Source organism: Terrimonas ginsenosidimutans (assembly GCF_022012415.1).
Lineage (GTDB): Bacteria > Bacteroidota > Bacteroidia > Chitinophagales > Chitinophagaceae > Terrimonas_A > Terrimonas_A ginsenosidimutans.
Genome location: NZ_JAKLTR010000004.1, coordinates 69,228 through 94,103, shown reverse-complemented (window position 1 = coordinate 94,103; position 24,876 = coordinate 69,228). Strand labels below are relative to the sequence as shown.

Genomic DNA, 24,876 nt, shown 5'->3' with positions numbered 1-24,876 from the left:
GGTCACTTTTTTTCTCTAAGCCAGTTTACGATGGAAACGGCCGCTTTATGCGAAGCATTTCCGCCTTCGCTGAGCAATTGACGAAGATCTTCATAATCTTTTTTGAGTTGCGCTTTGCGCTTTTCATCATTCAGCAGTTCATTCAGCTCCTTATGGAGATTTTCCACTGTCAGATCATGCTGGATCAGTTCATTCACCACCAGCTTATCCATGATCAGGTTCACCAGTGAAATATACTTCACTTTGATCACCCGCTTTGCGATCTCATAAGAGATGGGAGAGCCTTTGTAGCACACCACTTCAGGCACCGCGAATAAAGCAGTTTCCAGAGTGGCAGTGCCGGATGTTACCAACGCGGCTTTCGACTGGCGGAGCAGATCATAGGTTCTGTTGGATACATAGGAAACGTTGTCATAGCCTCTCATAAGCTCATCATAAAAGCTTTCCTCCAGCCCCGGGGCTTTGGCCACAACAAACTGGTAATCCGGGAAACGCGGACTTACCGACAGCATGATCGGCAATTTCTTTAATATTTCCTGTTTGCGGCTTCCGGGAAGCAGGGCGATCACCGGTTTTTCGGCAAACGAGGGGGGCGGTGGTTCAGCCTGTTTGGCATCTACCACTTCCACAAGCGGGTGTCCTACGTACTCTACATCCCAGTTCCATTTTGTTTTGAAGTAGTCTTTTTCAAAAGGAAGTATTACCAGCATTTTATCAATGCATTCTTTCATCATTTTTACACGGCCTTCTTTCCACGCCCATACCTGCGGGCTGATATAATAGATCACTTTCAGGCCTTGTGCACGCGCCCATTTCGCAATACGGAGATTAAACCCGGGATAGTCGATCAGGATCAGCGTATCCGGTTTATTTGCGAGGATATCTTCTTTGCAGAATTTCAGGTTCCGGAAAATGGTGCGGAGATTCATCAGCACTTCTGTAAAACCCATAAAGGCCAGCTCGCGGTAATGTTTCACTAATTCACCGCCTGCTGCCTGCATTTTATCGCCGCCCCAACAGCGGATACTGGCAGCTTCATCCAGTTGTTTGATTTCACGGATCAGGTTGCTGCCATGCAGATCGCCAGAGGCCTCGCCTGCGATGATGTAGTAGTTCATGAGGGAAATTAAAAAGTCAAAAGTAAAAATTAAAAACCAGCCTCAATTGATTAGTTTGATCTTTCAACCGCCGTAGAGAAAACCTCGCCGGGTATTGGGAAAAACAATCTAAAGACGCTATTTTTTACTTTTTAATTTTGACTTTTTATTTCACTTAATTCGTGACTTTCAGGATCAGAATCGCGATTCCAAAGATCACCGTCATAACGAAGATGCCCTTAGCGGTCTTATCCCGGCGGGTATTGACAAATATGGTGAATAATGCGACGTTTGCCAGTAGGGAAAGCGAGCCGATCGGCGTCAGCAGGCGCTTATCGCTAAAAAAGCTTTCCAGGAAAATACCGAGGGAAACGGATGAATAGCTGGCAAGATAAATGACCATCAGGCCAAGAACCGGCCCAAGAAGGCCAAGAATCAATCCGAGTTGAAGGTTGTCCCGTTTAAATATCATTTCCAAAGTTTTTCCAGTTTGGACTTTAGAACGTAATTGGTGAGATCAAATTGTACAGGCACCAAACTAACATATCCATTCGCTAAAGCCCAGACATCTGTATCACGTCCTTTGTCAAAATTTACGAATTCGCCGGTCAGCCAGTAGTAAACACGGCCGTGCGGATCCTGGCGCGTGATAAAGTCTTCCTCATACTTTGCATAAGCCTGTTTGCAGATCTTCAATCCTTTGATATGATCGGCAGGCAAAGCAGGGATATTCACGTTAAATACGGTATGCTTGTCGAGCTTTGTTGTCAGCATTTTTTCGACAACCATTCTCGCATATTTACGGGCGCCGGAGAAATCGGCATCGATGCTGTAGTCAAGCAGGGAAAATCCTGCAGAGGGAATGCTTTCTATAGCAGCTTCGACCGCGGCAGACATTGTGCCGGAGTAGATCACATTGATACTGTGGTTTGCTCCATGGTTAACGCCGCTGAGGCATAGATCGGGTTTACGGTGCAACACTTTATCAACAGCAAGCTTCACACAGTCAACCGGCGTACCGGTGCAGGCATAAGCTTCGATATCTCCAAACGTATTTACTTTCTGTAAACGGAGCGGATGACCAATGGTGATAGCGTGTCCCATTCCTGACTGAGGCTTATCCGGGGCGACCACTACGATCTTTCCCATGTCTTTTACTGCTTCCACAAGATTCATGATCCCCGGTGCTGTAACACCATCATCATTGGTGATCAGGATGACGGGTTTGCCCTTACCGGTTACCTTCGGAGCTGCAGATTTTTTCTTAGCTGGTGTTTTTTTCTTTGTTGCCATAGAAGTTACAAATTTGACAATATTTTCCGAGCTGTCAAGGGCTTAGGAGAAAAAAGACGGCAGATGGTCCACGGACCGAAGGCTGCAGTATTAGCAACCATATGGGTTGTTCACCCTATTTAAGTAAAGGGCTACAATGAATCGTGCTAATCCTGCGGCCTGCGGTCTCTCCTCCCTGTCTTTTTTTGTTCGTGTTAAAAAAGTTAGTATTTTGCACTAAATAAGTTAGTTTAATATGGCTATATCCAACCAAAATCTCAAATACCTGCGCAAGCTGCGTGGATGGACGCAGGAGGAATTTGCGAATAAGCTCCGTATCAAACGTTCATTGCTTGGTGCCTATGAAGAGGAGAGGGCAGAGCCGCGTATTGATGTGCTGGAAGTGGTATGCGATATTTTTAAATTAACGCTGGATGATCTGCTGAGAAAAGATCTGAGCGACAATAAGAGCAATTATCTGGCGAAACGCAGGGCATTAAAGCTTGCGTCCGGCCGTACCGATATTCCATTCGTACCCATGAAGGCTGCTGCGGGATATCTGGCCGGCTATGCGGATCCCGAATTCGTGGATGAACTGAACACGTTTACCCTCCCGATGCTCGCCGGCGGAAATTACCGGGCATTTGAGATCATCGGAGATTCAATGCTGCCCACTCCCAGCGGATCGGTGATCGTCGGGGAGAAAGTAGATAGTTTGGACGATATCAAGAATGATGTGCCCTGCATCGTTGTTTCCCGTAATGAAGGGATCGTTTATAAACGCGTTCAGAAAGCAACACGCGCTAAAAACAAGCTGACCCTGGTCAGCGATAACCCGATCTATCACCCTTATACCGTCAATACAGACGATGTTCTTGAAATGTGGCAGGCCCAAATGATCATTTCCAAAGCAACCAATCAGCAGCGTTGGGATATGGGGCAACTGGCAAATATCGTCAGCGACCTGCAGGAACAAGTAGTTTCCCTTAAGAAAAAGATGAATTAAGCCTTAGAATCCAGAAAAAATCCAGTAATCCTGCGTTTTTTTGCAAGCCGTTTTTCCCGTTCAGAACAGACATGATATATTTGTCCGGGAACTGACTGTATGTTAAGAAGTAGAATTCTTTGTTTGAGTCTGCTGCTGTTGGGCCATGTGACTATATTTTCCCAGGGAAAAACATTGCAAGCAACCAAAATCAACCAGGGGCCTGTCATCGACGGGCTGCTCAATGATGCTGCCTGGCAGGGCGTAATACCTGCGACAGGCTTCATACAGAATTTTCCCAATGTCGGTAAGCCCGCCTCCCAGCATACTGAAGTCAGGATCGTTTATGACGACGAAGCGATCTATGTTGGCGCATATTTGTACGACGACTCCGCTATGATCCGCCGCCAGATCACCGCCCGTGACGAAGAGCAGCAAAAAGATCTCGACTATTTCTCCGTTTTCTTTGACACGTATAAAGACCAGCAGAATGGTTTTCAATTTCTCGTTACCTCATCCAATGTGCAAACAGATGCGCGGCTGGCTCCTAATATTACCACCGGTTTTGGAGAATATGGCGATAAGACCTGGGATGCAGTTTGGGAAAGCAAAGTCACTATCAGATCGGATGGCTGGGTAGTGGAAATGAAGATCCCTTACCTTTCACTCCGGTTCAGTAAAAGCGAGGTGCAGAGTTGGGGACTGCAATTTCTGCGTTCCGTCAGGCGAAACAACGAAACAACTTTCTGGAATTTTGTAGATCCGCAGGTAAATGGATTCGTGAACCAGTTTGGCGTGTTACATGATCTGCGTGAGATCAAACCGCCATTGCGCCTGAGCTTTTCGCCATACCTGTCTACAGGCATAAGGAATACACCTGAGCGCGATGGCTATCGATCCGAATGGCTGAAAAGCGGGGGTATGGATGTGAAATACGGGATCAACGAAAGCTTTACGCTGGACGCAACGCTCATACCGGATTTCGGACAGGTGATCTCTGATAATGTGATCAATAACCTGACGCCTTATGAAGTGAGGTTTGATGACTACCGCCCCTTCTTTACCGAAGGCACAGAGATCTTCAATAAATCAGGGCTGTTTTATTCCCGCAGGATCGGTGCCGCGCCTACCGGCTACCATGATGTGAACGATCTTGTTGCAGGTAACCAGGACCTGGAAGTGGTGAAAAACCCGGGTAGGACACAGCTTTATAATGCGATCAAAGTATCCGGCCGCACGAAGAACAAACTCGGTATCGGAATGCTGAATGCAATCGGTGCGCCGATGTATGCCGTTGTGAGACATAAAACATCGGGAAGTGAAACGGAGATCAAAACGGAATCGCTTACCAACTATAATATCCTCGTGTTGGATCAGGCGCTTCAAGGCCGTTCCTATGTAACATTCACCAATACAAATGTGCTTCGGGATGGACATGGACGGGACGCAAACGTAAGCGGACTCGATCTGAGCCTCTATGACAAGAACAACAACTACAATTTCCGGGGATATGCGCATTACAGCAAGATCTTCGGACCTGGCTCTTATGATGGATTTAATACAATGCTCCGCGCGGGAAAAGTAAGCGGACATATCCGTTATTTTGCCCAGAACATCATCCGGTCTGTAAATTATGATCCTACAGATCTTGGTTACCTGCAAACGCCGAACCAGGTGATCAATACAGGATCCGTCAGCTATAATCAGTTCAATCCCACAAAGCATTTTCTGAACCAGACATATTCCCTTTCTGTAACGCAAAGCAGCCTTTTCAAGCCCGGCAACTTTACGGATCTTACCATTGAAGCCAGTGCCTTCTGGTATTTCAAGAACTTCTGGGATGTGACGTTGAGAGCTTCTTATCTGCCGGATCAGCACGATTACTTTATCCTTGGCAGGGAAGTGGATCAGTATGCCCGCCGCCCACAATACGGGGCACTGGGACTGGGCGGAAGCACAGATAGCCGGAAGCGTTTGTTCTTTAGTTACGATGTGCTGGTTGCCGATTTTTTTAAAAATCCCGAAAAGAAATATTATGTAATAGAAGGCGGCTTGCGTTATCGCTTCAGTAATAAGCTGACGATGGAACTTTCACATCGATACGAAACAGAAACCGATTATATCATTTCTGCCGGTCGTGATGGAATGAACAGGCCAAGGATCGCTTTTGTGGATCTTAAAGATGTGTCGTCCGTACTTTCCGGTATTTATAATTTTACACCCCGTATCAACCTTACATTACGTATGCGCCATTACTGGAGTAATGTCGATATCAAACGAGTTGCATATGTAGACGGGGCAGGGCTCCCTGTTAACCAGGTTGCCTATACAGGAATCGATAATGTCAACTATTTTAATGCGGACGCGTTCCTTACATGGGATTTTCAATATGGCAGCCGGTTGATACTTGGTTATAAGAACTGGCTTGGTACCGATGAGATCGTTGATGGGATGCGCTATAAAAGATATATTCCAAATCTTGGACAAGCCCTGTCGCTCAGGCATGGCAACGAACTGACCGTCCGGTTTATCTATTTCCTCGATTATAATAAACTGCGGAAGTGAGGCTTAAGAACTGATCGTTTTTTTTTGCAGCTGAACCACTTCGTTTCCTACGATCCCAAATACCTCGTCATCTGTGGTTGGTCGTACCTGGTAGGAACCGGTGAACTTACTGAATGCAGGCAGGATACAGTGCGTTTTGGAAAAATAAAAACAGGGCATGCTGAGCGCCTGTTTTCCGCGGCCCCTGATCGTTACGCTTGGGTGAACATGCCCGGAGAATAGAAAATGATCAACTGGGATTTCATCTATCTGATCCGTGTCATGTGCAAATAGAAATGGGAATAGTGGTAATGGTTCATTATGAACCATAATATCGGCTTCTTCATACCACCTGTTGTCGAGGATATCGTGATTACCTTTAGCAAGATGAACCTCAAGGGAAGAGAAGTCTTTTCGCCATTTGCGGAACAGGTCCAATTCCCTGTTAGCAATACTGTGACTAAGATCGCCGACAATGATCAGCCGTTCCGCCTTGAAGAAAAGTATTTGGGAAAGTAAGCGGTGAAGATCATCTTTATAGATTGCCGCAGGTACGCCAATCCCTTCTTTCCGGAAATGGCCTGTTTTACCAACATGCAGATCCGCAATGATCAGGGTTTGCTGGCCTTCCCAGAACAGCGCCCGCTCCCCACTCATTACAAGGTGTTCTCCGGCGATAATATGTGATAAATATCGGGTCATATCCAAAAACTAAAAGCTATAAACGTGATTTTGTCCGGAAGGGATTTTACCTAATAGTAAAATACATCAATAAATTGATGTTCTCAATAGTAACGCCGGGAAAATTCAACTTTGTTATTTCGAAACCAGTTATGAACAATCTTGAGGTTTTATTTTGTTTAGGGAATGCGGCAGTCACAGCGAAATGCAATATTCTTCATGGCTGTTTTCGCTGCGTCTGCCGCGTTCCTCTACGCTGGCTAAGATCAAGACGGTCAGAAATTTTCTTAACCTAACAATTATTGGACTTGCTCCGGGGGGATCACAGATTGGCAATTGACTTTAATGACATTAGTTACTCAGCTTGTTCCAGTAATCTGACCATCTCGTCTCTTTTGAAGAATACAGCCCAATCGAGAGGAGTGCCGTTATGATGATGATCTTTAATAGTAAGATCGGGATTGTATTGCAATGCAAACTGCAGCAGCGCCAGATCATTCTTCTCCGCAGCAACATGCAAAAGAGTGCCACGCCAGTCAAAGTAGCGTCGGTTGATCTCTTCCGGATCGTTACGAAGTAATGTAGTGGCTTTTTCTTTCCATCCCAGCACCCATGCATCAAGAGCGGTGAGCGCAGCGCCATTGTTCATCAGCCAGGTTACAGAGGCCTCCTGTCCCTGATAAATGGCGAATTCGATCCAGCGCATGTCATTGCACATGGACTGCGCAAGGATCTCTTTAGGCACAGACGGTATAAGCTGATCCAATGCATTTATATTTCCCAGGCCGATGGCTTCCGCCAATTGTATTTCAACGGGCAACTGACGGAGGTAGTTTTTATTCATCAACCACCAGGTAGTTCCGTAGCCGATCAATTTGAAACCTACTTTTTGATATAATGGCCGGCCGATATGATTAGCGTTAAGCGTTACATAAGGTATTCCCTTTTTTTGAGCAACCAATGCTGCGGTATGTAATAATGCTTTCCCGATTCCTTTTTTTCTTTGCTGTGGAATTACGCCCATATTATACAAGCCAACGACGTTTGCCGGAGCTTCGGAGAAAAACAGGCAGCATTGCCCGATGATCGTTTCATTATGCCAGGCGACGATCCGCCGGGCTTTTCCGGGATATTGCTTGATCAGTGTAGATGAAAAGTAGGCGTTGTCTTCGGCGTAGGGCAGGTCTTTTACCATGCTGGCATCAACATCATTTTCTTCAGTGATCCGGTAACCTTCAGGAAGTGTATTGTCAAATTGATCTGTCAGGGTGTCCAATGCCATCCAGCAGGGCTGCCAGCCAGTTTGCCATCCACGGGCAAGAAGATAAAGCCCGATATTTGCTGGCTTTTTGGGCAGGAGCGACCAATACCCGGCACTTGCGGGTGTGTATTGCCGGTAACTTTCCATCAGGAAGTTCAACTCCTGGCGAACATTCTCTTCCGTCAGGGAGGGAAACATCACTGCACTGGCTTCTTTATCGTTTATATAAGTCCATTCAATGTCGTTTCCTCTTACTGCTCTTCCTCCAAGACTAATCGCATTAAGGGAAAAGAGCTGGCGATGATTTTCTGCAATAGCCTGCTCCAGTTCATTTGCTGTTAGGGTGTCATGACGTGCATTACTCATAAATATTGTTTAGAGATGTGGGATTTGTAAATACTCTCTGCCAAACAAATGCATTTGTACTGTAGATGCCTCCTTCCCTTTATTTCTCCAGCAGCAATTGCATTTTCTTCACCCTGTCTTCCAGTTTTTCAGAAGAAAGGTCTTCCCGCATGCTATCTACTTTTATCGGGAAACAGAACGGTGTTAATTTTTCAGGCCAGGTGATGACGATCTCTGACGCCTGTATCCGTTGCAACATATCCCGCAATCTTGCTTCTTCCATTTGTTGTGCGAAAACTTCCGAATACGCTTGTCGCATCAAGAGGTTATCGGGTTCATATTCGGCAAATACTTTGAATAGCAATGAGGCGGACGACTGAAGATGTCTTGCTTTTTTATATTCGCCAGGGTAGCCCTGGAAGATCAGTCCGCCGATCACCGCAATATCCCGGAATTTCCGTTTCGCCATTTCAGTGGAATTCACACTTCGCTGGATGTCTTCAAAAAGATTATCGGGAGAAAATAATTCGTACACATTGGTATCATCGACGGGAATCGGCTGATCACTCAGTAGTTCGAATCCATAGTCGTTCATAGCGAAGGAAAAGGTGATAGGCCGGATACGGCTGATACGGTACGCAAGGATGGCTGCCATTGCTTCATGGACCAACCGGCCCTCGAATGGATAGACAAATAAATGATAACCGTCTTTTGTTTCGATCTGTTCTATGAGCAATTCATTTGCTTTGGGAACGTGCGAATGTTTTTCCTGCCGGTCGAACAATGGTTTCAATGCCTGCAGTTCAACTGCCTTGAGCTGTTTCTTTTCAAAAGCAAGATTGAATGTTTCGCGGAGTTTTTTTCCAAGATTGGCAGACAGGGGCATGCGGCCGCCATTCCAGCTTGGGACTGCCGATTTTTTTGCGTTTGATTTTCTGACGAGTACGGTCATGTCTTTGATCATGACCAGTTCGAGGTTTCGCCCCGCCAGCGTAAATGTATCGCCTGGTTCAAGCCGGGAGATAAAGTATTCTTCTATTACACCAATAAAACCACCGCTAAGGAATTTTACTTTCAGCATTGCATCGCTTACGATGGTGCCGATATGCAGCCTGTGGCGCATAGCCACTCTTCGCCCGGTGATCCGGAATATGCCATCAATGATCTCCACTTTTTTGTACTCGTCATATTGCTGAAGCGCCGTGCCGCCTTCTGTGATATAGTGCAGTAATTGTCGCCATTCATCTTGTGTGATCTCCCGGAAGCAATAGGTTCGCTTGATCTCCTCCCATACTTCATCAGGCGTGAATCCTTCAGAGATCGCTAGTGTGCAGAGGTACTGTACCAGCACATCGAAGCAGAGCAGCATGGGATCGCGGCTTTCGATCAGCTGCTCGCTGATAGCTTGCTTTAAGGCAGCCGCTTCTACCAGTTCCAGGGAATGTGTTGGAAGGAAATAGATCTTGCTGACCGCATCTGGCTGGTGGCCGCTTCTTCCCGCACGCTGCAAGAAACGTGCAACACCTTTGGGAGAGCCGACCTGAATAACGGTTTCAACGGGCCGGAAGTCGACACCGAGGTCAAGGGAAGCTGTACATACAACGGCTTTCAATCTTCCTGTATGGAGATTCTCTTCCACCCATTGGCGCAGCTCCTGATCGATACTTCCATGATGCAAGGCGATCGCGCCTGCTAATTCAGGCGCTGCATTGAGCAATGATTGATACCACATCTCACTCATGCCTCTTGTATTGATAAAGATGAGGGTGGTCCTGTTCTCCAGTATGATCGGAATGACTTTGTCGACGAGTTTTATCCCAAGATGCCCTGCCCACGGGTATTTTTCAATTTCATCGGGGATCACTGATTCTACTTCGATCTTTTTGTGCATGTTCGCGCGAACGATCACGCCTTCCCGTTGAATGTTGGAGAGCAATACTTCTTTTGCCTGCTCAAGATTTCCGATGGTTGCAGAGATGCCCCATAAACGAAGGGGATCTCCGGCATTCTTTTGCGATCGTTTTTTTACACCAACGATCCGGCTGATCGCCAGTTCTACCTGTACGCCCCGCTTGCTTCCCAGCAATTCATGCCATTCATCAATGGCCAGTATCCTTAAGGAGTCAAGTGTTTCAGGATAACCTTTCTGAGCAAGCAGCAGGTGCAAACTTTCAGGAGTGATGATCAGCACTTCAGGCATCTGCCTTTTCTGACGTGCTCGTTCGTTGATGTCTGTATCACCATTGCGGATCCCTACTTTCCAGCTCATACCCAGTTCGACAATTACTTCTTCCATCGCGCGGCCAATATCTTTTGCCAGCGCCCGCAAGGGCGTGATCCACAGCAGTTGTAATCCGTTCTTTGATTTTGTTTGATAGTTATCCGGATGCCTGTTGATAAAATCTATCAATGCACCAAGGAACACAGAGTAAGTTTTACCAAAACCAGTTGGCGCATTCACCAACCCGCTTTCTCCCGCAAGGATACTTTTCCAGGCTTCCTCCTGGAAGCTGAAAGGGTGCATTCCGCGTCCTGCGAGCCAGTTCATGATCACGTTATACCCGGGACTGTTCTTCATTTCTCCTGAGGACGTTTGGTTTGAAAGTTTAATAGTTTAAGAGCTTGAAAGTTTAATGGTTCAATGGTTCTATGGAGCAAACTATCAAACTTGAAAACTATTAAACTATTAAACTTCGGTCCCTCACTTCCCATACACTTCCAACATTTTTTTCAATTCCTCTAAGGTATTGATCTCTTCTGGTTTCTTGTCTTTTCTCCAGCGGCTGATGCGCGGAAATCTTAGGGCGACGCCGGATTTGTGACGGTTGCTCGCAGCAATGCCCTCAAAAGCGATCTCAAAAACGAGTTCGGGTTTGACTGTTCTGACAGGGCCGAATTTTTCCAGGGAGTTACGTTTTACAAAAGAATCAACTTCGTTAAATTCTTTATCTGTCAGGCCTGAGTAGGCTTTGGTAAAAGAGACCAGTTTGTCGCCATCCTTAACGGCAAATGTATAGTCTGTGTACAGGTTACTTCTTCGCCCGCTTCCTTTTTGTGCATAGATCATGACGGCATCGATCGTTAACGGATCGATCTTCCATTTCCACCAGTCGCCGCGCTTGCGGCCAACCTGGTATACGGAAGATCTTCTTTTCAGCATCAATCCTTCTGATCCCATATCGCGGGACTGATCGCGTAAGGCAGCAAGCTCCTGCCAGCTTGCATATTCTATTACGGGAGATAAGAGCAACTCAGGCCGGCTGACCTGATTGGCTACTTCTTCCAGTTTTTCTCTTCGTTTGCTCAGTGCTACGCCGCGCCAGTCTTCATAGTCGTATTCCAGCAGATCATAACAAAAGAAGCTCATTGGTGCTTCCTGCAGTTGTTTCTTCGTCACGTTCTTGCGTCCGATCCTCGTTTGGAGAATGGCGAAGGGTAGCGGTTTGCCGTCTACGGCGGGTATGATCTCACCATCCAATACAATTCCATCAGGTAAGATGTCTTTGAAGATGGCGTATTCAGGAAATTTATCAGTGAGCAATTCTTCACCGCGGCTCCAGACAAACAGTTCGTTATTGCGTTTGATGAGTTGCCCGCGGATCCCGTCCCATTTCCATTCAGCCTGCCATTCATCCGGCTCCCCTAATTCCTCCGGAGAAGTTTCCAGTGCATAAGCAAGATAGAACGGGTAAGGCTTGGATGAATCTGCTTTGATATTTGTTTCGCTCAATAGTTCATCGAAAGTGATCACGGCCGGATCCCAGTTACCACTGATCCGGTGCGCGATCACGCTCGGGTCTAGCTGTACTGTTCGCGCCAGCGCATTTACCATTACTTTCTGAGAAACGCCTATGCGGAACGCACCTGATAAAAGTTTGTTGAACACAAATTTCTCGGCAGGTGTTTCCAGTTGGCGCCACGACTGTATCATGAATGCTTTTTTCTCTTCTTCGCCCGCCGCTGCCAGTTCCTGGAATTTTTCAATGTAATAATGCAACGGATGCGGCGTGGCTTCGGGGTCTGTCAGTGTATCAGGGATCAGCAATGCGATCGTTTCCGAAAGATCTCCGACGGTATGATAGGATTCTGCAAATAGCCACAAGGGCAGGCCAATTAGTTCCGAACACCACTGTTGTATCAATGTCGAATTGATCGTGCGCCTCGGACGGCGCCCGCTGAATAAGGCGATCACCCATACTTTATCGCGGTCATTCGCCACAGCGAAATACGCAGACAAAGCATCCAGCTTATCATTCGTCTTTGTGGATGTACCGAGTATGTTGACGAGTTCCGCGAATTGTTTCATGCGTTTGGGTTTCTAAGGTCTGGGCGGTTTCATAGGTTCAATAAATAGCAAGCTTCACTAGTGCGATTGCTTGAGTATTTTATTAGGGAATAGGGGTTTAAGTATCTGAGAACCTATGAAACCTATGGAACTTATGGAACCTCTTAAACCTGTCAAGCTTCCCAAACTCTCAACCCTCTTCCCGCTTTTCCTCCACCTCCTCCGCTGTTTCTTCCTGCCCGTATTCTGTTTTTACTTCTGCTGCTTCAATGCCGATCTCATTGAGATAGCGGCTGAAGGCTGACTGAAAGCCATGCGTTACAAAAACTTTTTTTGCTTCTGTTGCTTTTATTGTATGTAGTAAACCATTCCAGTCGGCATGGTCGCTTAAAGCGAAGCCGGCATCCGCATTTCTTCTCCTGAGATTTCCTCTAACCTGCATCCAGCCGCTGCATACTCCAACACTGTAAGGCGAGAAGCGTTTCATCCATGGAGTTCCGTCAGCGCTTCCCGGAGCAATGACGACATTTCCTTTGAAGATGTCTTTAGGCATATCCTGTTGGACACGTTGTATTGCGGGGAGTTTATGGCCCGCAGCGACCAGCGCCTGATGTACGTTGTAAACCGCTCCATGCAGGAAGATGGGTAAACCTGTTGCTTCAACACAGGGAAGCAATCGCTGTGCTTTTCCAAGACTGTATGCCATTAGCACAGACGTTTTTCCCTGGCTGTGGTTCTGCATGATCCAGTCTTGTATATTCCGGAAGATCTCTTCCTGTGGTTTCCAGTTGTAGATGGGTAATCCGAAAGTTGATTCAGTAATGAATACATCGCATTTTACGGGTTCGAATGCACCGCTGATCCCATCATTCTCTGTTTTATAATCACCACTGAACACCCAAACTTCGCCTTCATATTCCAGTCTTACCTGTGAGGAGCCGATCACATGACCTGCGGGATGCAGGGATAATTTTACCCCGTTGATCCAGACAGGTTCATTCCAGCCGATGGTTTCGTAAATGCCCGGCCCAAGTCTTAATTCGAGTAATGGTTTTGAATAAGTATGGGAGAGGTATGAATTGCTGCCAGGTCTGGCGTGATCACTATGCGCATGCGTGATCACGGCTTTATCTACCGGCTTCCAGGGGTCAATATGAAATTTCCCGGGAGGGCAGTAAAGGCCACGATCTGTGAACTGGATAAGAGGGGTTGGCAATGATGACTATTTGGGGAAATAATACAGTTTTCATGCCTGTTTTGAAGCCCTGCATATCTTACTGGCGCAGGAGTATCGCAAAGGGCGCTAAGTAAACGCAAAGAGCGCAAAGGTTTTATTCTTAGCGCTCTTTGCGTTTAATTAGCGCCCTTTGCGATACAACTACGCTGATGCTATGTTGACCTCATGATCCAAGGGTATTCTCTCAATTCACTCCCTTGATCAACCCATCCTGCCAGCGCAGGAAATACAGTTTCTTGTTCTCAAAATACTGCAGGGTCATACTGCCTCTGTCAAGCACGGGCTGAATATCAAAGTCGGTAAATACTTTATTCGATTTATCACCCAGGTTTGATGCAAGATCATTTCCATAACGGATGAGCAGTTTTGCAAATTTCCAGGTCACTTCATAACCGCGGAATACCATATCGCTCGGACGTGCATACATTACATTATTAAAGTATGCAGAGATATCCTGGCTGGTCTTATCAGATTTCGGATTGTAAAAAGGGTTGGCATAGATGATCTCCAATCCGTTGAACTCAGGCCTTGCAAAATCACGAACGCCATCCCAGGTTGGCATACCAATGAGTGAAAGCGGGTATGATTTGCTGATAGACGCAAGCTGCTGTGCAAGTCTTTTCCCGAAGTTGGCATCCAGCGTTCCTGAGATAACAACCGTGCTGCGGTTACTGTCAAGCTGGGCTTTCAGTTGGTTGACGGTAAAGCTGTCTACAAGGTCAACATATTTTATTTTCAGGGCAACGGAGCTGGTTGTTTTTGTGTATTCATCCAGCAAGGTTTTGATCTGGTCTTCGATGGCACCTTTTTTCCTGAAAACAACGGCCTGTTTTGTTGCCTGGTATTTCTGAACGTATTTGTAAATGCCTTCCACCTGTGTGCGCAGCGTGGGGTTCAGCACTACGAAGTAGGGGTTGCCACTGACGCCGCCATCATTTGGGACAGTCGTATTGATAACAGGGATATTTCTTTTTTGTGCCGCTTCTGCAAAAAGTCTGACCTCACTGCTGCTGCAATGGGCAATGATCAGTTTTACATCATCCAGTTCATGTCGTTTCAGCTGATCTTCCAGTGATTCTTTGGAGGAGCGGGTATCGTACACGAATACTTCAACTCCTGCGCCTTCCCGCGCGAGGGAGTCAAGGGCAAGTTGTGCGCCTTCATAAAATTCAAGGCCCGGGTTGATGAACTTTGGGAATACCGTTTTTGAATAGCGGTACTCATTAGTGGCATCAAAGGCCGAATCGAGATACAAAGGGGCGAAAATGGCGATCTTAGGTTTGGCAACTGCCGCACTTTCCTGCGCATGAATGCTTTGTAAGCAGGCAAGGCAAGCCAGTACAAGCGAAAAGACTACTTTCATTTGTTTCTATTTAACGGCCAGCGTTGATCTGGTCATCTCTATGTGTCCGGCAATAACTATTCCCACTCGATGGTGGCAGGAGGTTTACTGCTGATGTCGTAAACTACCCGGTTAATACCGCGCACATTATTGATGATCTCGCTGGAGATATTGGCTAAGAACTCGTAGGGTAGATGAGCCCAGTCTGCGGTCATACCATCTACGCTGGTAACAGCTCTGAGAGCAACGGTGAATTCATAAGTCCGTTCATCACCCATCACGCCCACGCTTTTAACCGGTAACAAGATAGTACCCGCCTGCCAAACCGTTGCATACAAATTGTTATCTTTTAAGCCCTTGATATACACATGATCAGCTTCCTGGAGCAGGTGTACTTTTTCAGGGGTGATCTCACCGAGTATACGGATCGCCAAACCTGGTCCGGGGAACGGATGACGGTCCAGCATTTCCGAAGGGATGCCTAATTCGCGACCAACTCTGCGCACTTCATCTTTGAAGAGGTAACGGAGTGGTTCCACCAGTTCTAGGTGCATTTTTTCTGGTAAACCGCCTACGTTATGGTGAGATTTGATCGTAACAGAAGGCCCGTGCACAGAAACGCTTTCGATCACATCAGGATAAATCGTACCCTGGCCGAGCAATCCAACGCCCTGCACTTTATTCGCTTCTTCCTGGAAAACGTCGATAAACAATTTGCCGATCGTTTTTCTTTTTGCTTCAGGGTCTGTTTTGCCAGCCAGTTCACTGTAAAAGCGGTCCTTCGCATCGATCCCTTTTACGTTCAGACCGATCTTGTCGTATGTAGCCAGTACTTCCTCAAATTCATTCTTGCGCAATACACCGTTGTCTACAAAAATGCCGAAGAGGCGGTCACCGATCGCCCGGTGGATCAGGGTTGCGGCAACAGTAGAGTCAACGCCGCCACTCAGTGCCATGATCACTTTACGGTCACCGATCTGCTTTTTCAGGGCTTCAACAGTATCCGTTACGAAGTGAGCAGAGGTCCAGTCCTGTGCACAGCCGCATATATTAACAAGGAAGTTTTTGAGCAGTTTTTTTCCTTCGGAAGAATGATACACTTCCGGGTGGAATTGTACGCCATAAAGCGGGTGATCTGCACCTGCCGCTGCTTTGCGGAATGCTGCCACCGGAATGCTTTCCGTGGTTGCGAGCAGTTCAAATCCTGCCGGCAATTCTTTGATGGTATCGCTATGGCTCATCCAGACCTGGCTCTGAGCCGCCATATCCTGGAAGATCACATCGTCATTGGTGCGCTGCAGTTGCGCGCGGCCATATTCCCTTTTGTTACTTTTCGCTACAAGGCCACCGAAACGGCGGGCCGTAAGCTGAGCACCATAGCAAACACCCAGAACAGGCACTTTGCTGATCATATCCTGAATATCCACATCAGGAGCGCCGGGTTCATTTACTGAGAAAGGCGAACCCGAAAGGATGATACCTTTCAATCCTGGCTCAACTACAAATGTCTTATGGTAGGGGATGATCTCGCAGTAAACGTTTGCTTCCCGTACAGCCCTGGCAATCAACTGGGTATATTGGGAACCAAAGTCGAGAATAAGAATCTTTTCCGTCATGGTGCTGCGAAGGTAGGAAATTCCGTTGACCGTTCATCGTAGTCCGTTCATCGTTGACCGTTGTCCGGCCGGGAACGGCAGGCTCTCGAATTTGCTCGGGCATGGTCATAATCGGACAACGGTCAACGGTCAACGCCGAAGCTGCAGCGCCGGTATGTAACCTTTTCAAAAAACCTGTAGTCAAATCAAACAATACTATACTTTTGAAATTCTTGAACGCCAAACTAAACTATGATCATTATGAAACGCACATTGGTATTATTATTCGGCCTGGTAGTCATCTTATCCTCCTGTCATACTTTTGAAGGGGAGAGAATAAAAGGTGACGGAAATATCGTATCGGAAACCCGCAGTGGGATCACCGGTTTTGACGGAGTGGATGTCAGCGGAGCCATCGAGCTTCACCTCGTCCAGGGGGATTTTAGTGTGAAAATTGAAACGGATAAAAACCTGCAGGAGCATGTGGAAGTAGTAAAAGATGGCTCGAGATTAAAAGTTCGCCCCGCTCATCGTACGAACCTTGATCCGACCGGGAAAATTAAAGTATACGTGTCTGCCCCTACATTGAAATATATCGGCGCATCCGGAGCCTGCAGTGTCACTTCTGAAGGAAAAATAACTACAGAAGAGGTAATGGAGATTGAATTAAGCGGTGCCAGCAATGCCAACCTTGATATCAAAGCGTTGAATGTGGAAGTTGATGCGAGTGGAGCCTGCGAGATCACTTTACGCGGTGAAACTAAAAATCTCTCTATCGAAGGATCAGGCAGCACAAGCGTACGCGCATTCGATCTGCTTGCTGAAAATACTGATGTTGAGCTGTCTGGTGCCGGCGATGTTGATGTTTTCGCCAGTGTAAAACTTGATGCAAACACCAGTGGCGCTTCAAGTATCCGCTATAAAGGAAATGCCGCGGTTTCGCAGCATGTGAGCGGATCGGGAAGTGTGAAAAAGGTAGACTAAAAGCACAGAACTGCGTAGGAGTAACACAAAGAACGCAAAGGACCGCAACGGGCGCAAAGGAATCAGTCTTTACTATGAGATTTCGTTGCGTTCTTTGCGGTCCTTTGCGTTCTTTGCGTTGCTAATTACGCCAGTCAATTTAACCAAAACTGCTTTCCACTCGGAAATCCCACTACTCACTCATCAGAGTGAGTTCCCGCTCGATGAATTGCTATACATTCGACCAATAATGAATGTCCGGCCGGTTAGCCTCTGTCGCAGAAGCTGACCGGCCGGAGTCGACAACGAAACCAAAACCTTCATCCATGTCATCCCGCAGGCAATTCATCAAAGAAAGTTCACTGGCTTCGGCCGGCATATTAATAGCTTCCTCCTCCTGGGGGAATTTTTTTATCGGGAATAAACCCAAAGTGGTAATTCTCGGTGCGGGGTTCGCCGGTTTGTCGGCCGCTTATTACCTGCATCAGAAAAAGATCGACTTCGTAATACTTGAAGCACGGAACAGGATCAGCGGCCGCGTGTTCTCGCATACGATCGATGAACAGGAAAAACTGGTCGTGGAGCTTGGTGCGGAATGGGTTGGTGCTTCACATACCCGGGTGCAAAACCTGTGTAATGAATTCGGACTTTCGCTGGATAATAACCAGTTCAACTCACACCTGATCTATAAAGGAAAATACCATGCAAAAGGAGACTGGGATTACAGCGATAACTGGAAGGTCACCTTCAATAAACTGATCGATGCATATGGGAAAATGACACCCGCGCAAAAGATCAAACTGGATAAAACGGACTGGTGGCGTTATCTTGTTCAGAACGGCTGCGATGGGCGGGACCTGGATATACGAGAGTTGCTGGACAGTACAGATTTCGGAGAATCCATTCGCCATGTATCAGCCTTTGCCGCACTTGCTGAGTATGCGGAGAGCAGTGAGAAGAATGAAATGGATTATAAGATCAGGGGCGGAAATAGTTTGCTTGCACAGAAAATGGCGGAAGCGATCGGGATGGATAAGATCAAACTGCAGCATGCCGTAAACAAAGTGATCCAGAAATCTTCAGGAGGCGTGGAAGTACATTGTGCGAATGGCGGGATCTTCAAAGCAGATAAACTGATCTGCACCGCGCCCACATTTGCGGTGAGAAAGATCAACTGGCTTCCTGCCTTGCCGTCCGATCAGGTCATGGCACTGGATCAATTGCAATATGCGCGGATCAACAAAAATCCTTTACTGTTCAATAAACGGTTCTGGGGTGCGGAAGACTTTGATATGGTTACAGATCAGTTGCCCCATTACTTTTATCATGCCACAAAGAATCAACGATCGACCAAAGGTGTTCTGCTTTCTTATACGATCGGTGATAAGGCTGCCGTTGTAGCCGGACAGGATGAGCAATGGAAGGCAGCGGTGATCCGGCAAACACTGAATCCTGCTTTTGGAGATGTATTACCCATGCTGGAAAAGCAAACGAACTATTACTGGGGGAGTGATGAATATTCCAGAGGCGCTTACGCGATCTATGGGAAAGGGCAATGGTTCGGATTGCGCCCAACACTTTCACGCCCGCATCTGCATACTCATTTTGCGGGTGAGCACCTGGCCGACTGGCAGGGTTTTATGGAAGGCGCGATCAATACAGGGGAAGACGCTGCAAAGAAAATTGTCGGCTGATGTGCTGCGTTAAAGGAATAAAGCTAGTCTTTTAATAATGGTCGCAGAGTTTTAGATCAGGAGTTCACCCTCCCGTAGTGCCGAAGATAATTTGGTGCCACGGGAGGGTGAACTATGGGGGCCTTCGCTATGATGTCAAAATGCACACGTTATTTAATGATCAGCCATTTGATGTTTTCCCGTTTGCCGTTGAACCAAACGCTGACGAAATAAGTTCCCGTTGCAAGCGATGGTGCGCTAAGCTCTTCTTTAAATAACAGTCCTGTTTTCTTCCTGCTGATCTGTTTGATCAATCGTCCTTCCTGGTCATACAGGGCAATGGTTATGTCACCCGTTTCCACCGTGTTGATCACCAGGGACGATGATCCGACGGACGGATTTGGAAAAAGGTTTATAGCTATGCTTTCAGGTTGACTGCCGGGTGTAAATTCTTCCAGCGGTGTCATAAACAGTCTTTCCCCACCATAGCCGTCCTGCATTGTGCCTGTAATCACGGTATCTCCGGAAGACAGAACGGTCATTGAAGGGTTCATTGTTTGTGATCCCCTTTTGCCATAATGTCTTACGCCTTCGTTGCGTCCATTTGCATCAGTCTTCATTACGTAAACGTACTTCTCCAATGGGCCGGCCTGCGGTTCCGCGGTTGTGCCAAGCACAAGAAAGCCGCCATCTGAACTGTTCATTAGCTGGAAACCTTCATCCATCAAATGGAGATCGTATGCTTTACGCCATAATTGATTTCCGTTTTTATCGGTCCGTATCAATAGCAGATCCTTATTGGTGAATGGTTGTTTGTTAGATGAACCTGCAAGCAGGTATCCCTGGTCTGATGTGATGATCACATCATAGCCATGGTCTGTTGAAATGCCTTCTGGAAATGTTTTTGACCATAGTTTATTTCCCTGTCGGTCTATTTTGAGAAGATACACGGATGAAACGATATTGAATTCCGGTTGTGAGCTTCCAACGATAAGAAAATCCTGTTCAGGCGTTTCGATGATCTTTCTTCCAGCTTCCCATTCCCGCAGGTCACCGATCTTTTTATTCCACTGTTCGTTACCGGACGCATCCAGTTTAATGAGTATTGTTTCAAAGTTGATAAAAGAAATATCCAGTGTGCCTGTCAGAATGATGCCTCCGTCACGCGTAGCGATCACATCGCGGATCGCGCTCGCTCCAACCTGTTTTGTCCATGCGATCTTTCCCGTTTCATCAAACTTGTATACATCGTAAAGATTAGCGAAAATATCTTTCATCTCGGTAACAGCAATGTATTCATTCGGTCTGACCTGTTTTAATACCTTCAGTGTGGCAGGATGGTCTGCCAGTTGTTTATACCAGAGCTGTTTTGCATTGTTGTCACTGCGGGTAACAAACGGATACGTGAAGTCATCTTCCGTTTTAATAAAGTTTCCGCCGCTTATGATAGATTCGTTAGGGCCGGGTGCCGACTGGCACATTGTTGAAGCGTATGTCAGCGACGGTGTTTCGATAGGTTTCATCTTTGCCACCGGAACCGGCTCAAAGGGAAGATCAGATGGAATGTCGCCGTTCAGATCTGTTTTGCATACAAAGGGGACAGAAACGCTTGAAGAGGGATAGGAGCTTTGGCCCGCGAAGGCAATAAGTTGGCCATATATGCGAAGCTGTCGCGCATAGTCCATTTTAGCCCCGCCAAATGCTTTTGCCCAAAGCTGATTGCCCTGCTTGTCTATTTTGATCATTACAATATCTCCCTCCGAGTCACTTGCGACAGTCTGATATCCGGATATGCTGAGGATGATATATCCATCGGCAACAGCTTCAATGTTATAGAAATGGTCAGACAGCTTTATGTTAAGCGTTTTTTGCCAAAGAACATTACCGCTATTGTCCGTTTTATAAATAAGGCCATCCGGTAATAATGGGTGGGCTTTGTTATCGAGGCCACAGAATACAATACCATCATTTGCCCGGACGAAATCACTCGTGTAATAATCTGAATCAACCGGATCAATCAGATCGATGTTTTTTACCGAGATATCTCCGGTGGCATCGATCGTTGCGATCTGCCCTTTACGGTCATTCTTCAGCTCGTAATAAACATCCACCGTATTATTGGCTCCCTTCTTGACAGTATAGCGATTGTAAATGGTGTCCGTTATCTGCTTATTCCATATTGTGTTTCCCGATTTGTCCAGGAGTAAGGCGCGCACTGCCGCATTGCCACTCTGGCCGCGGTCTTTGTATGTTAGGAAGAAGGTATTGTTGGATGAATTCACCAGCTTGAGGTTCTCGGCGGAATTCGACAATCCAAAATCAATGATCTTTAATACCTGGCCATTAGGGGAAAGCTTGTACAACACTTTGCTTGGCCTGATCTGACTGTCAAATGCGATGAGTGCGATCCAGAAATTCCCTTCGCCGTCACAGATCACAGATTCGGAGGAAGATGAGCTGCCATGCTTGATCGCTTTTTTAAGAATAATATTGCTTGCTCCGTCGATCCTGTAAAAGAAATCAGACGTAATGAATGCAAAATGATTTTCATTGACCACGATCATATCGGCCAGGTTATGATAGTCCTTTTCCTGGAACACCTTATAGAATCCCTGCTGGGCATCAATGGAAGAACAATAGGTGATCATTAACACCATCGTAGCGGTTATTCGGGACATCATGGTCGGACAGGTTTGTTTTTGCGCAATTGACAATGAAGTTGCTTTGTTCGTTGCGCAATGCAGTCACGTGAAGAATGAACTGTTGAAATATGTCATTGAACTGTATTCTTCGTGTTGTAAGCGGGATGAAGTTATTGCCCCGTATCTTATGAGTTTCGACTGGCGTATCAGTATCGCGAAGCATGAAGGATCCGCCAAGAACGCTGAGTGTTCTTGGCATGCTTCGCGGATCTTTTGCGCGCTTCGCGATACCAATACGCCAGTCTGTTGGTCACAGATTGACGAATTTTACATAGATCGTAATATTCCTGTTACGCCCTTTGTCATCCGTACAGGAGATCTTTACCGGTCCTTCTTCCGGAAGGAAGAATTGTTTCTCGCCGGAAGGCGATGCCTTGTAGAATTTATTGTTGATATACCAGTATACCTTGCTCACATCCGGCGCTGTCTTGCAAATGAGCTGCAAGGGTTCCGGATTTTTCTTATTGATCAGATACTCCATCTTGTTCACCGGGAACTGTATCACCGGAGCACTGCCTTTAAAGATCAGTTCGCAATCCGGATTATGCGGGGGAATGCTTTGAAATGCGATCCTGTTTTCTGCAAACCATAATTGCATTTCAGGTTCGATCATTTTGTACCATTTCTTTTTATAACCGGTAGCAGGCGCGCAGCTTTTGCAATAAGCGATCTTTTCATCCGGACTTGTCATGATCTCCTGCCAGTTGCTGCAAGTTCGCGTGCTGGAGATCAGCGGTATAAAATAGTCTGAAGTGATACTTGTACAGTGGTCTCCCGGCGGTAGGCCGGTCTCACTGCATACCTGGCGAAGCTCCAGATCAGCAGGCGGAGAGAACCATTCCTTATCATTGTTATAATCTATGGTATTGAAAATGCGGAACAGCAAAGGTGTGGCTATATTCGCGCCGCTCAGATCAGGGACACCTGCACCGGAGAAATTGCCGGTCCAGATACCCACAGTATAATTTTTATTATAGCCGATACTCCAGCCATCTCTTCGTCCATAGCTGGTGCCGGTCTTCCATGCGATCTTCGGCATGCGTTCCGTAGCAGTCCAGTTAAGCGGAAAGTCGGGGCGGTTTACTTTGGAAAGAATATTATTGATCATGTAGCTGGCAGCCGGGCTGATCAGTTGCACCGTATTTTTAACGCTGTCCGCATTTGTAAAAGATGGCCTGCTGAATTTTCCTTCATTGGCAAAAGCGGCAAAAAGAGCGGTGAGTTCTTCAAGCGTAGTACCGCACCCTCCGAGTATCAGGGAGAGCCCGAGTTTCTTTCGGTCTTTTTCGATCTGTTTGAAACGGCATTTGATCAGTTGATCGATCATTTTTTCCTGGCCAAGAAGGCTCAGGCTTTTTACTGCCGGTATATTCAACGAATGTTCAAGTGCATATTGGATACTGACGTAGCCGTTGAACTTCTGGTCATAATTCTCCGGGGCATAACCTTCATAGTTAACAGGCACATCAGTCATCACTGATTTGGGTGTTAGCAGCCCTTCATCAAAACACAATGCGTAGAGTAAAGGTTTGAGCGTGCTGCCTGGTTGCCTGATCGCTGCGGCGCCATTTACCTGCCCGTCATCCAATGTATCGGTAAAATCGGAAGACCCTACATAGCTGACCACGCGATTTGTTCTGTTATCAATGATCACCACAGCAGCATTGCGGATATTTCTGAGTCGCTGGGACCGGACATAATCCAGGACGATCTTCTCCGTTTTCAGCTGCATATTAAGATCGATATGCGACTCGATCGCGCCCTTTTGCTGGCGTGATAACTTGTAAAAAAGATGCGGGGCATAATGCGGAACAGTGTTCCTTGTCGCCGTCAATGGCTCTGCCAGTGCGTCGCTGATCTCCTTATCTGTGAAAACATCATCATCGGCAAACTTCTGGAGCCAACGGTTACGTTCTTCCACAATGCGGCCATTATGCCTGCCAATAACGAGACTTGAGGGGCGATTGGGAATAATGCTTAATGCGGTGATCTCGGCCAGCGAAAGGTGGTCGGGATTTTTATTGAAATACAGTAATGCCGCTGCTTTCACCCCTTCGATATTCCCACCATACGGAACGAGGTTCAGGTACATTTGAAGGATCTCATCCTTATCATACTTCCATTCCAATTGCAATGCACGGAACATTTCCGCGATCTTATTCGGCAACGTGCGCTTTCTGTGTTCCAGTGCACGTGCCACCTGCATGGTGATGGTACTGGCGCCGGAAGTTCTTTTCCAGCGGAACAGGTTTTTGAAGAATGCCCGGCCGATCGCTACCACGTTGATGCCCGGATGGCTGTAGAAATGCTTATCTTCTTTTGCGATGATCGTTTTCCTTAAAAGCGGTGAGATCTCATCCAGCTCGGTTTTCATTCGCCACTTATCATCATTCGTGAGGCTTGCATTGATAACTTCCCCCTTGCCATCTGTCAGAATAGAGGAATAATCGATCTTATCAGGAAGCGGAAAAATCCAGTTAAGCAGAAAGAACAAAATGACCAACCCAGCCATTACGATCGCAATGCGCTTTAATAACCGGATGATATATTGCCTGGAAAATCGTCGTTTCATATATTGCCTGGCGGCGGATGGCGTAAAGGTAGAAATACGGATGAAAATGTTTAGATAAAATTCAGCAGCCGTTGTCCGTTGACCGTTAACCGTTGTCCGTTGCCCGCAAGAAAACGATCCATAAACAGCATTTGGTAACAGTCTTTCCGGACAACGGTCAACGGACAACGGTCAACGGTGAACAGTCAACGGACAACGAACACCCCCCTTAACAAATATTTATCCGCAAATATTAGGATTCCGCGTTACCGGCATCTTATCTTGCTTCAAATTCCTCTCACATGATTGCAGGTTCGTGCATGCTGGCAGACAAAAGCATTCC

17 protein-coding genes are annotated in these 24,876 nt (G+C 46.7%); 4 read left to right on the top strand and 13 right to left on the bottom strand.

From position 1 onward, the window contains the following. Positions 1–2 precede the first annotated feature (2 nt). The 3 genes from lpxB to surE form a co-directional block, all read right to left on the bottom strand. On the bottom strand, positions 3–1,118 hold the full coding sequence (gene lpxB, locus LZZ85_RS08035) for a lipid-A-disaccharide synthase (protein ID WP_237870449.1): 1,116 nt from the start codon (positions 1,116–1,118) through the stop codon (positions 3–5). Between the two features lie 154 nt (positions 1,119–1,272). Next, on the bottom strand, positions 1,273–1,569 hold the full coding sequence (locus LZZ85_RS08030) for a hypothetical protein (RefSeq protein ID WP_237870447.1): 297 nt from the start codon (positions 1,567–1,569) through the stop codon (positions 1,273–1,275). Then, positions 1,566–2,390 carry a 5'/3'-nucleotidase SurE gene (gene surE, locus LZZ85_RS08025; RefSeq protein ID WP_237870445.1) on the bottom strand — a complete coding sequence of 275 codons (825 nt, stop codon included), beginning with the start codon at positions 2,388–2,390 and terminating at the stop codon, positions 1,566–1,568. Before surE ends, LZZ85_RS08030 begins: the two co-directional genes overlap by 4 nt. 235 nt (positions 2,391–2,625) lie before the next feature. On the opposite strand from surE, the gene LZZ85_RS08020 reads away from it, so the two are divergent. Further along, on the top strand, positions 2,626–3,375 hold the full coding sequence (locus LZZ85_RS08020) for an XRE family transcriptional regulator (protein WP_237870443.1): 750 nt from the start codon (positions 2,626–2,628) through the stop codon (positions 3,373–3,375). A gap of 174 nt (positions 3,376–3,549) precedes the next feature. Then, the gene (locus LZZ85_RS08015) at positions 3,550–5,919 is read left to right on the top strand and encodes a DUF5916 domain-containing protein (protein ID WP_237870442.1); all 2,370 of its coding nucleotides are present in this window, start codon (positions 3,550–3,552) and stop codon (positions 5,917–5,919) included. 3 nt (positions 5,920–5,922) lie between these two features. Here the strand turns inward: LZZ85_RS08015 and pdeM are convergent, their stop codons facing one another. From pdeM to guaA, 7 genes are all read right to left on the bottom strand, one after another. Beyond that, positions 5,923–6,600: a ligase-associated DNA damage response endonuclease PdeM gene (gene pdeM / locus LZZ85_RS08010; RefSeq protein WP_237870440.1), complete on the bottom strand. Its 678-nt coding sequence runs from the start codon at positions 6,598–6,600 to the stop codon at positions 5,923–5,925. Between the two features lie 334 nt (positions 6,601–6,934). Next, positions 6,935–8,206, bottom strand: a complete 1,272-nt coding sequence (locus LZZ85_RS08005; protein WP_237870438.1) for a GNAT family N-acetyltransferase — start codon at positions 8,204–8,206, stop codon at positions 6,935–6,937. Positions 8,207–8,285: 79 nt separating this feature from the next. Then, on the bottom strand, positions 8,286–10,763 hold the full coding sequence (locus LZZ85_RS08000) for a ligase-associated DNA damage response DEXH box helicase (protein ID WP_237870436.1): 2,478 nt from the start codon (positions 10,761–10,763) through the stop codon (positions 8,286–8,288). A 123-nt stretch (positions 10,764–10,886) separates the two neighbouring features. After that, positions 10,887–12,491, bottom strand: coding sequence for an ATP-dependent DNA ligase (locus tag LZZ85_RS07995; RefSeq protein ID WP_237870434.1), 1,605 nt, complete (start codon positions 12,489–12,491; stop codon positions 10,887–10,889). A 169-nt stretch (positions 12,492–12,660) separates the two neighbouring features. Further along, positions 12,661–13,686 (bottom strand): ligase-associated DNA damage response exonuclease, encoded by a 1,026-nt coding sequence (locus LZZ85_RS07990; protein ID WP_237870432.1) that lies wholly within the window; start codon positions 13,684–13,686, stop codon positions 12,661–12,663. A 205-nt stretch (positions 13,687–13,891) separates the two neighbouring features. Beyond that, positions 13,892–15,070 carry an ABC transporter substrate-binding protein gene (locus LZZ85_RS07985; RefSeq protein WP_237870430.1) on the bottom strand — a complete coding sequence of 393 codons (1,179 nt, stop codon included), beginning with the start codon at positions 15,068–15,070 and terminating at the stop codon, positions 13,892–13,894. 56 nt (positions 15,071–15,126) lie between these two features. Further along, complete coding sequence (gene guaA, locus LZZ85_RS07980; protein WP_237870428.1) at positions 15,127–16,665, bottom strand: glutamine-hydrolyzing GMP synthase; 1,539 nt, start codon at positions 16,663–16,665, stop codon at positions 15,127–15,129. A 240-nt stretch (positions 16,666–16,905) separates the two neighbouring features. On the opposite strand from guaA, the gene LZZ85_RS07975 reads away from it, so the two are divergent. Both LZZ85_RS07975 and LZZ85_RS07970 read left to right on the top strand, forming a co-directional pair. Then, the gene (locus LZZ85_RS07975; protein WP_237870426.1) at positions 16,906–17,628 is read left to right on the top strand and encodes a head GIN domain-containing protein; all 723 of its coding nucleotides are present in this window, start codon (positions 16,906–16,908) and stop codon (positions 17,626–17,628) included. Between the two features lie 305 nt (positions 17,629–17,933). Then, entirely contained in the window at positions 17,934–19,301 is a 1,368-nt protein-coding gene (locus LZZ85_RS07970; RefSeq protein ID WP_237870424.1) for a flavin monoamine oxidase family protein, read from the top strand. A 149-nt stretch (positions 19,302–19,450) separates the two neighbouring features. Here LZZ85_RS07970 and LZZ85_RS07965 read toward each other — a convergent pair whose 3' ends face one another. From LZZ85_RS07965 to pbpC, 3 genes are read right to left on the bottom strand one after another with little or no spacing between them, the layout of a single operon-like run. Continuing rightward, a complete protein-coding gene (locus tag LZZ85_RS07965) occupies positions 19,451–21,961 on the bottom strand; it encodes a T9SS type A sorting domain-containing protein (RefSeq protein WP_237870422.1) in 2,511 nt (836 codons plus the stop codon). Then, positions 21,903–22,181, bottom strand: coding sequence for a hypothetical protein (locus LZZ85_RS07960; protein ID WP_237870420.1), 279 nt, complete (start codon positions 22,179–22,181; stop codon positions 21,903–21,905). Before LZZ85_RS07960 ends, LZZ85_RS07965 begins: the two co-directional genes overlap by 59 nt. 51 nt (positions 22,182–22,232) lie before the next feature. After that, a complete protein-coding gene (gene pbpC / locus LZZ85_RS07955) occupies positions 22,233–24,554 on the bottom strand; it encodes a penicillin-binding protein 1C (protein WP_237870418.1) in 2,322 nt (773 codons plus the stop codon). Between the last annotated feature and the right edge of the window lie 322 nt (positions 24,555–24,876).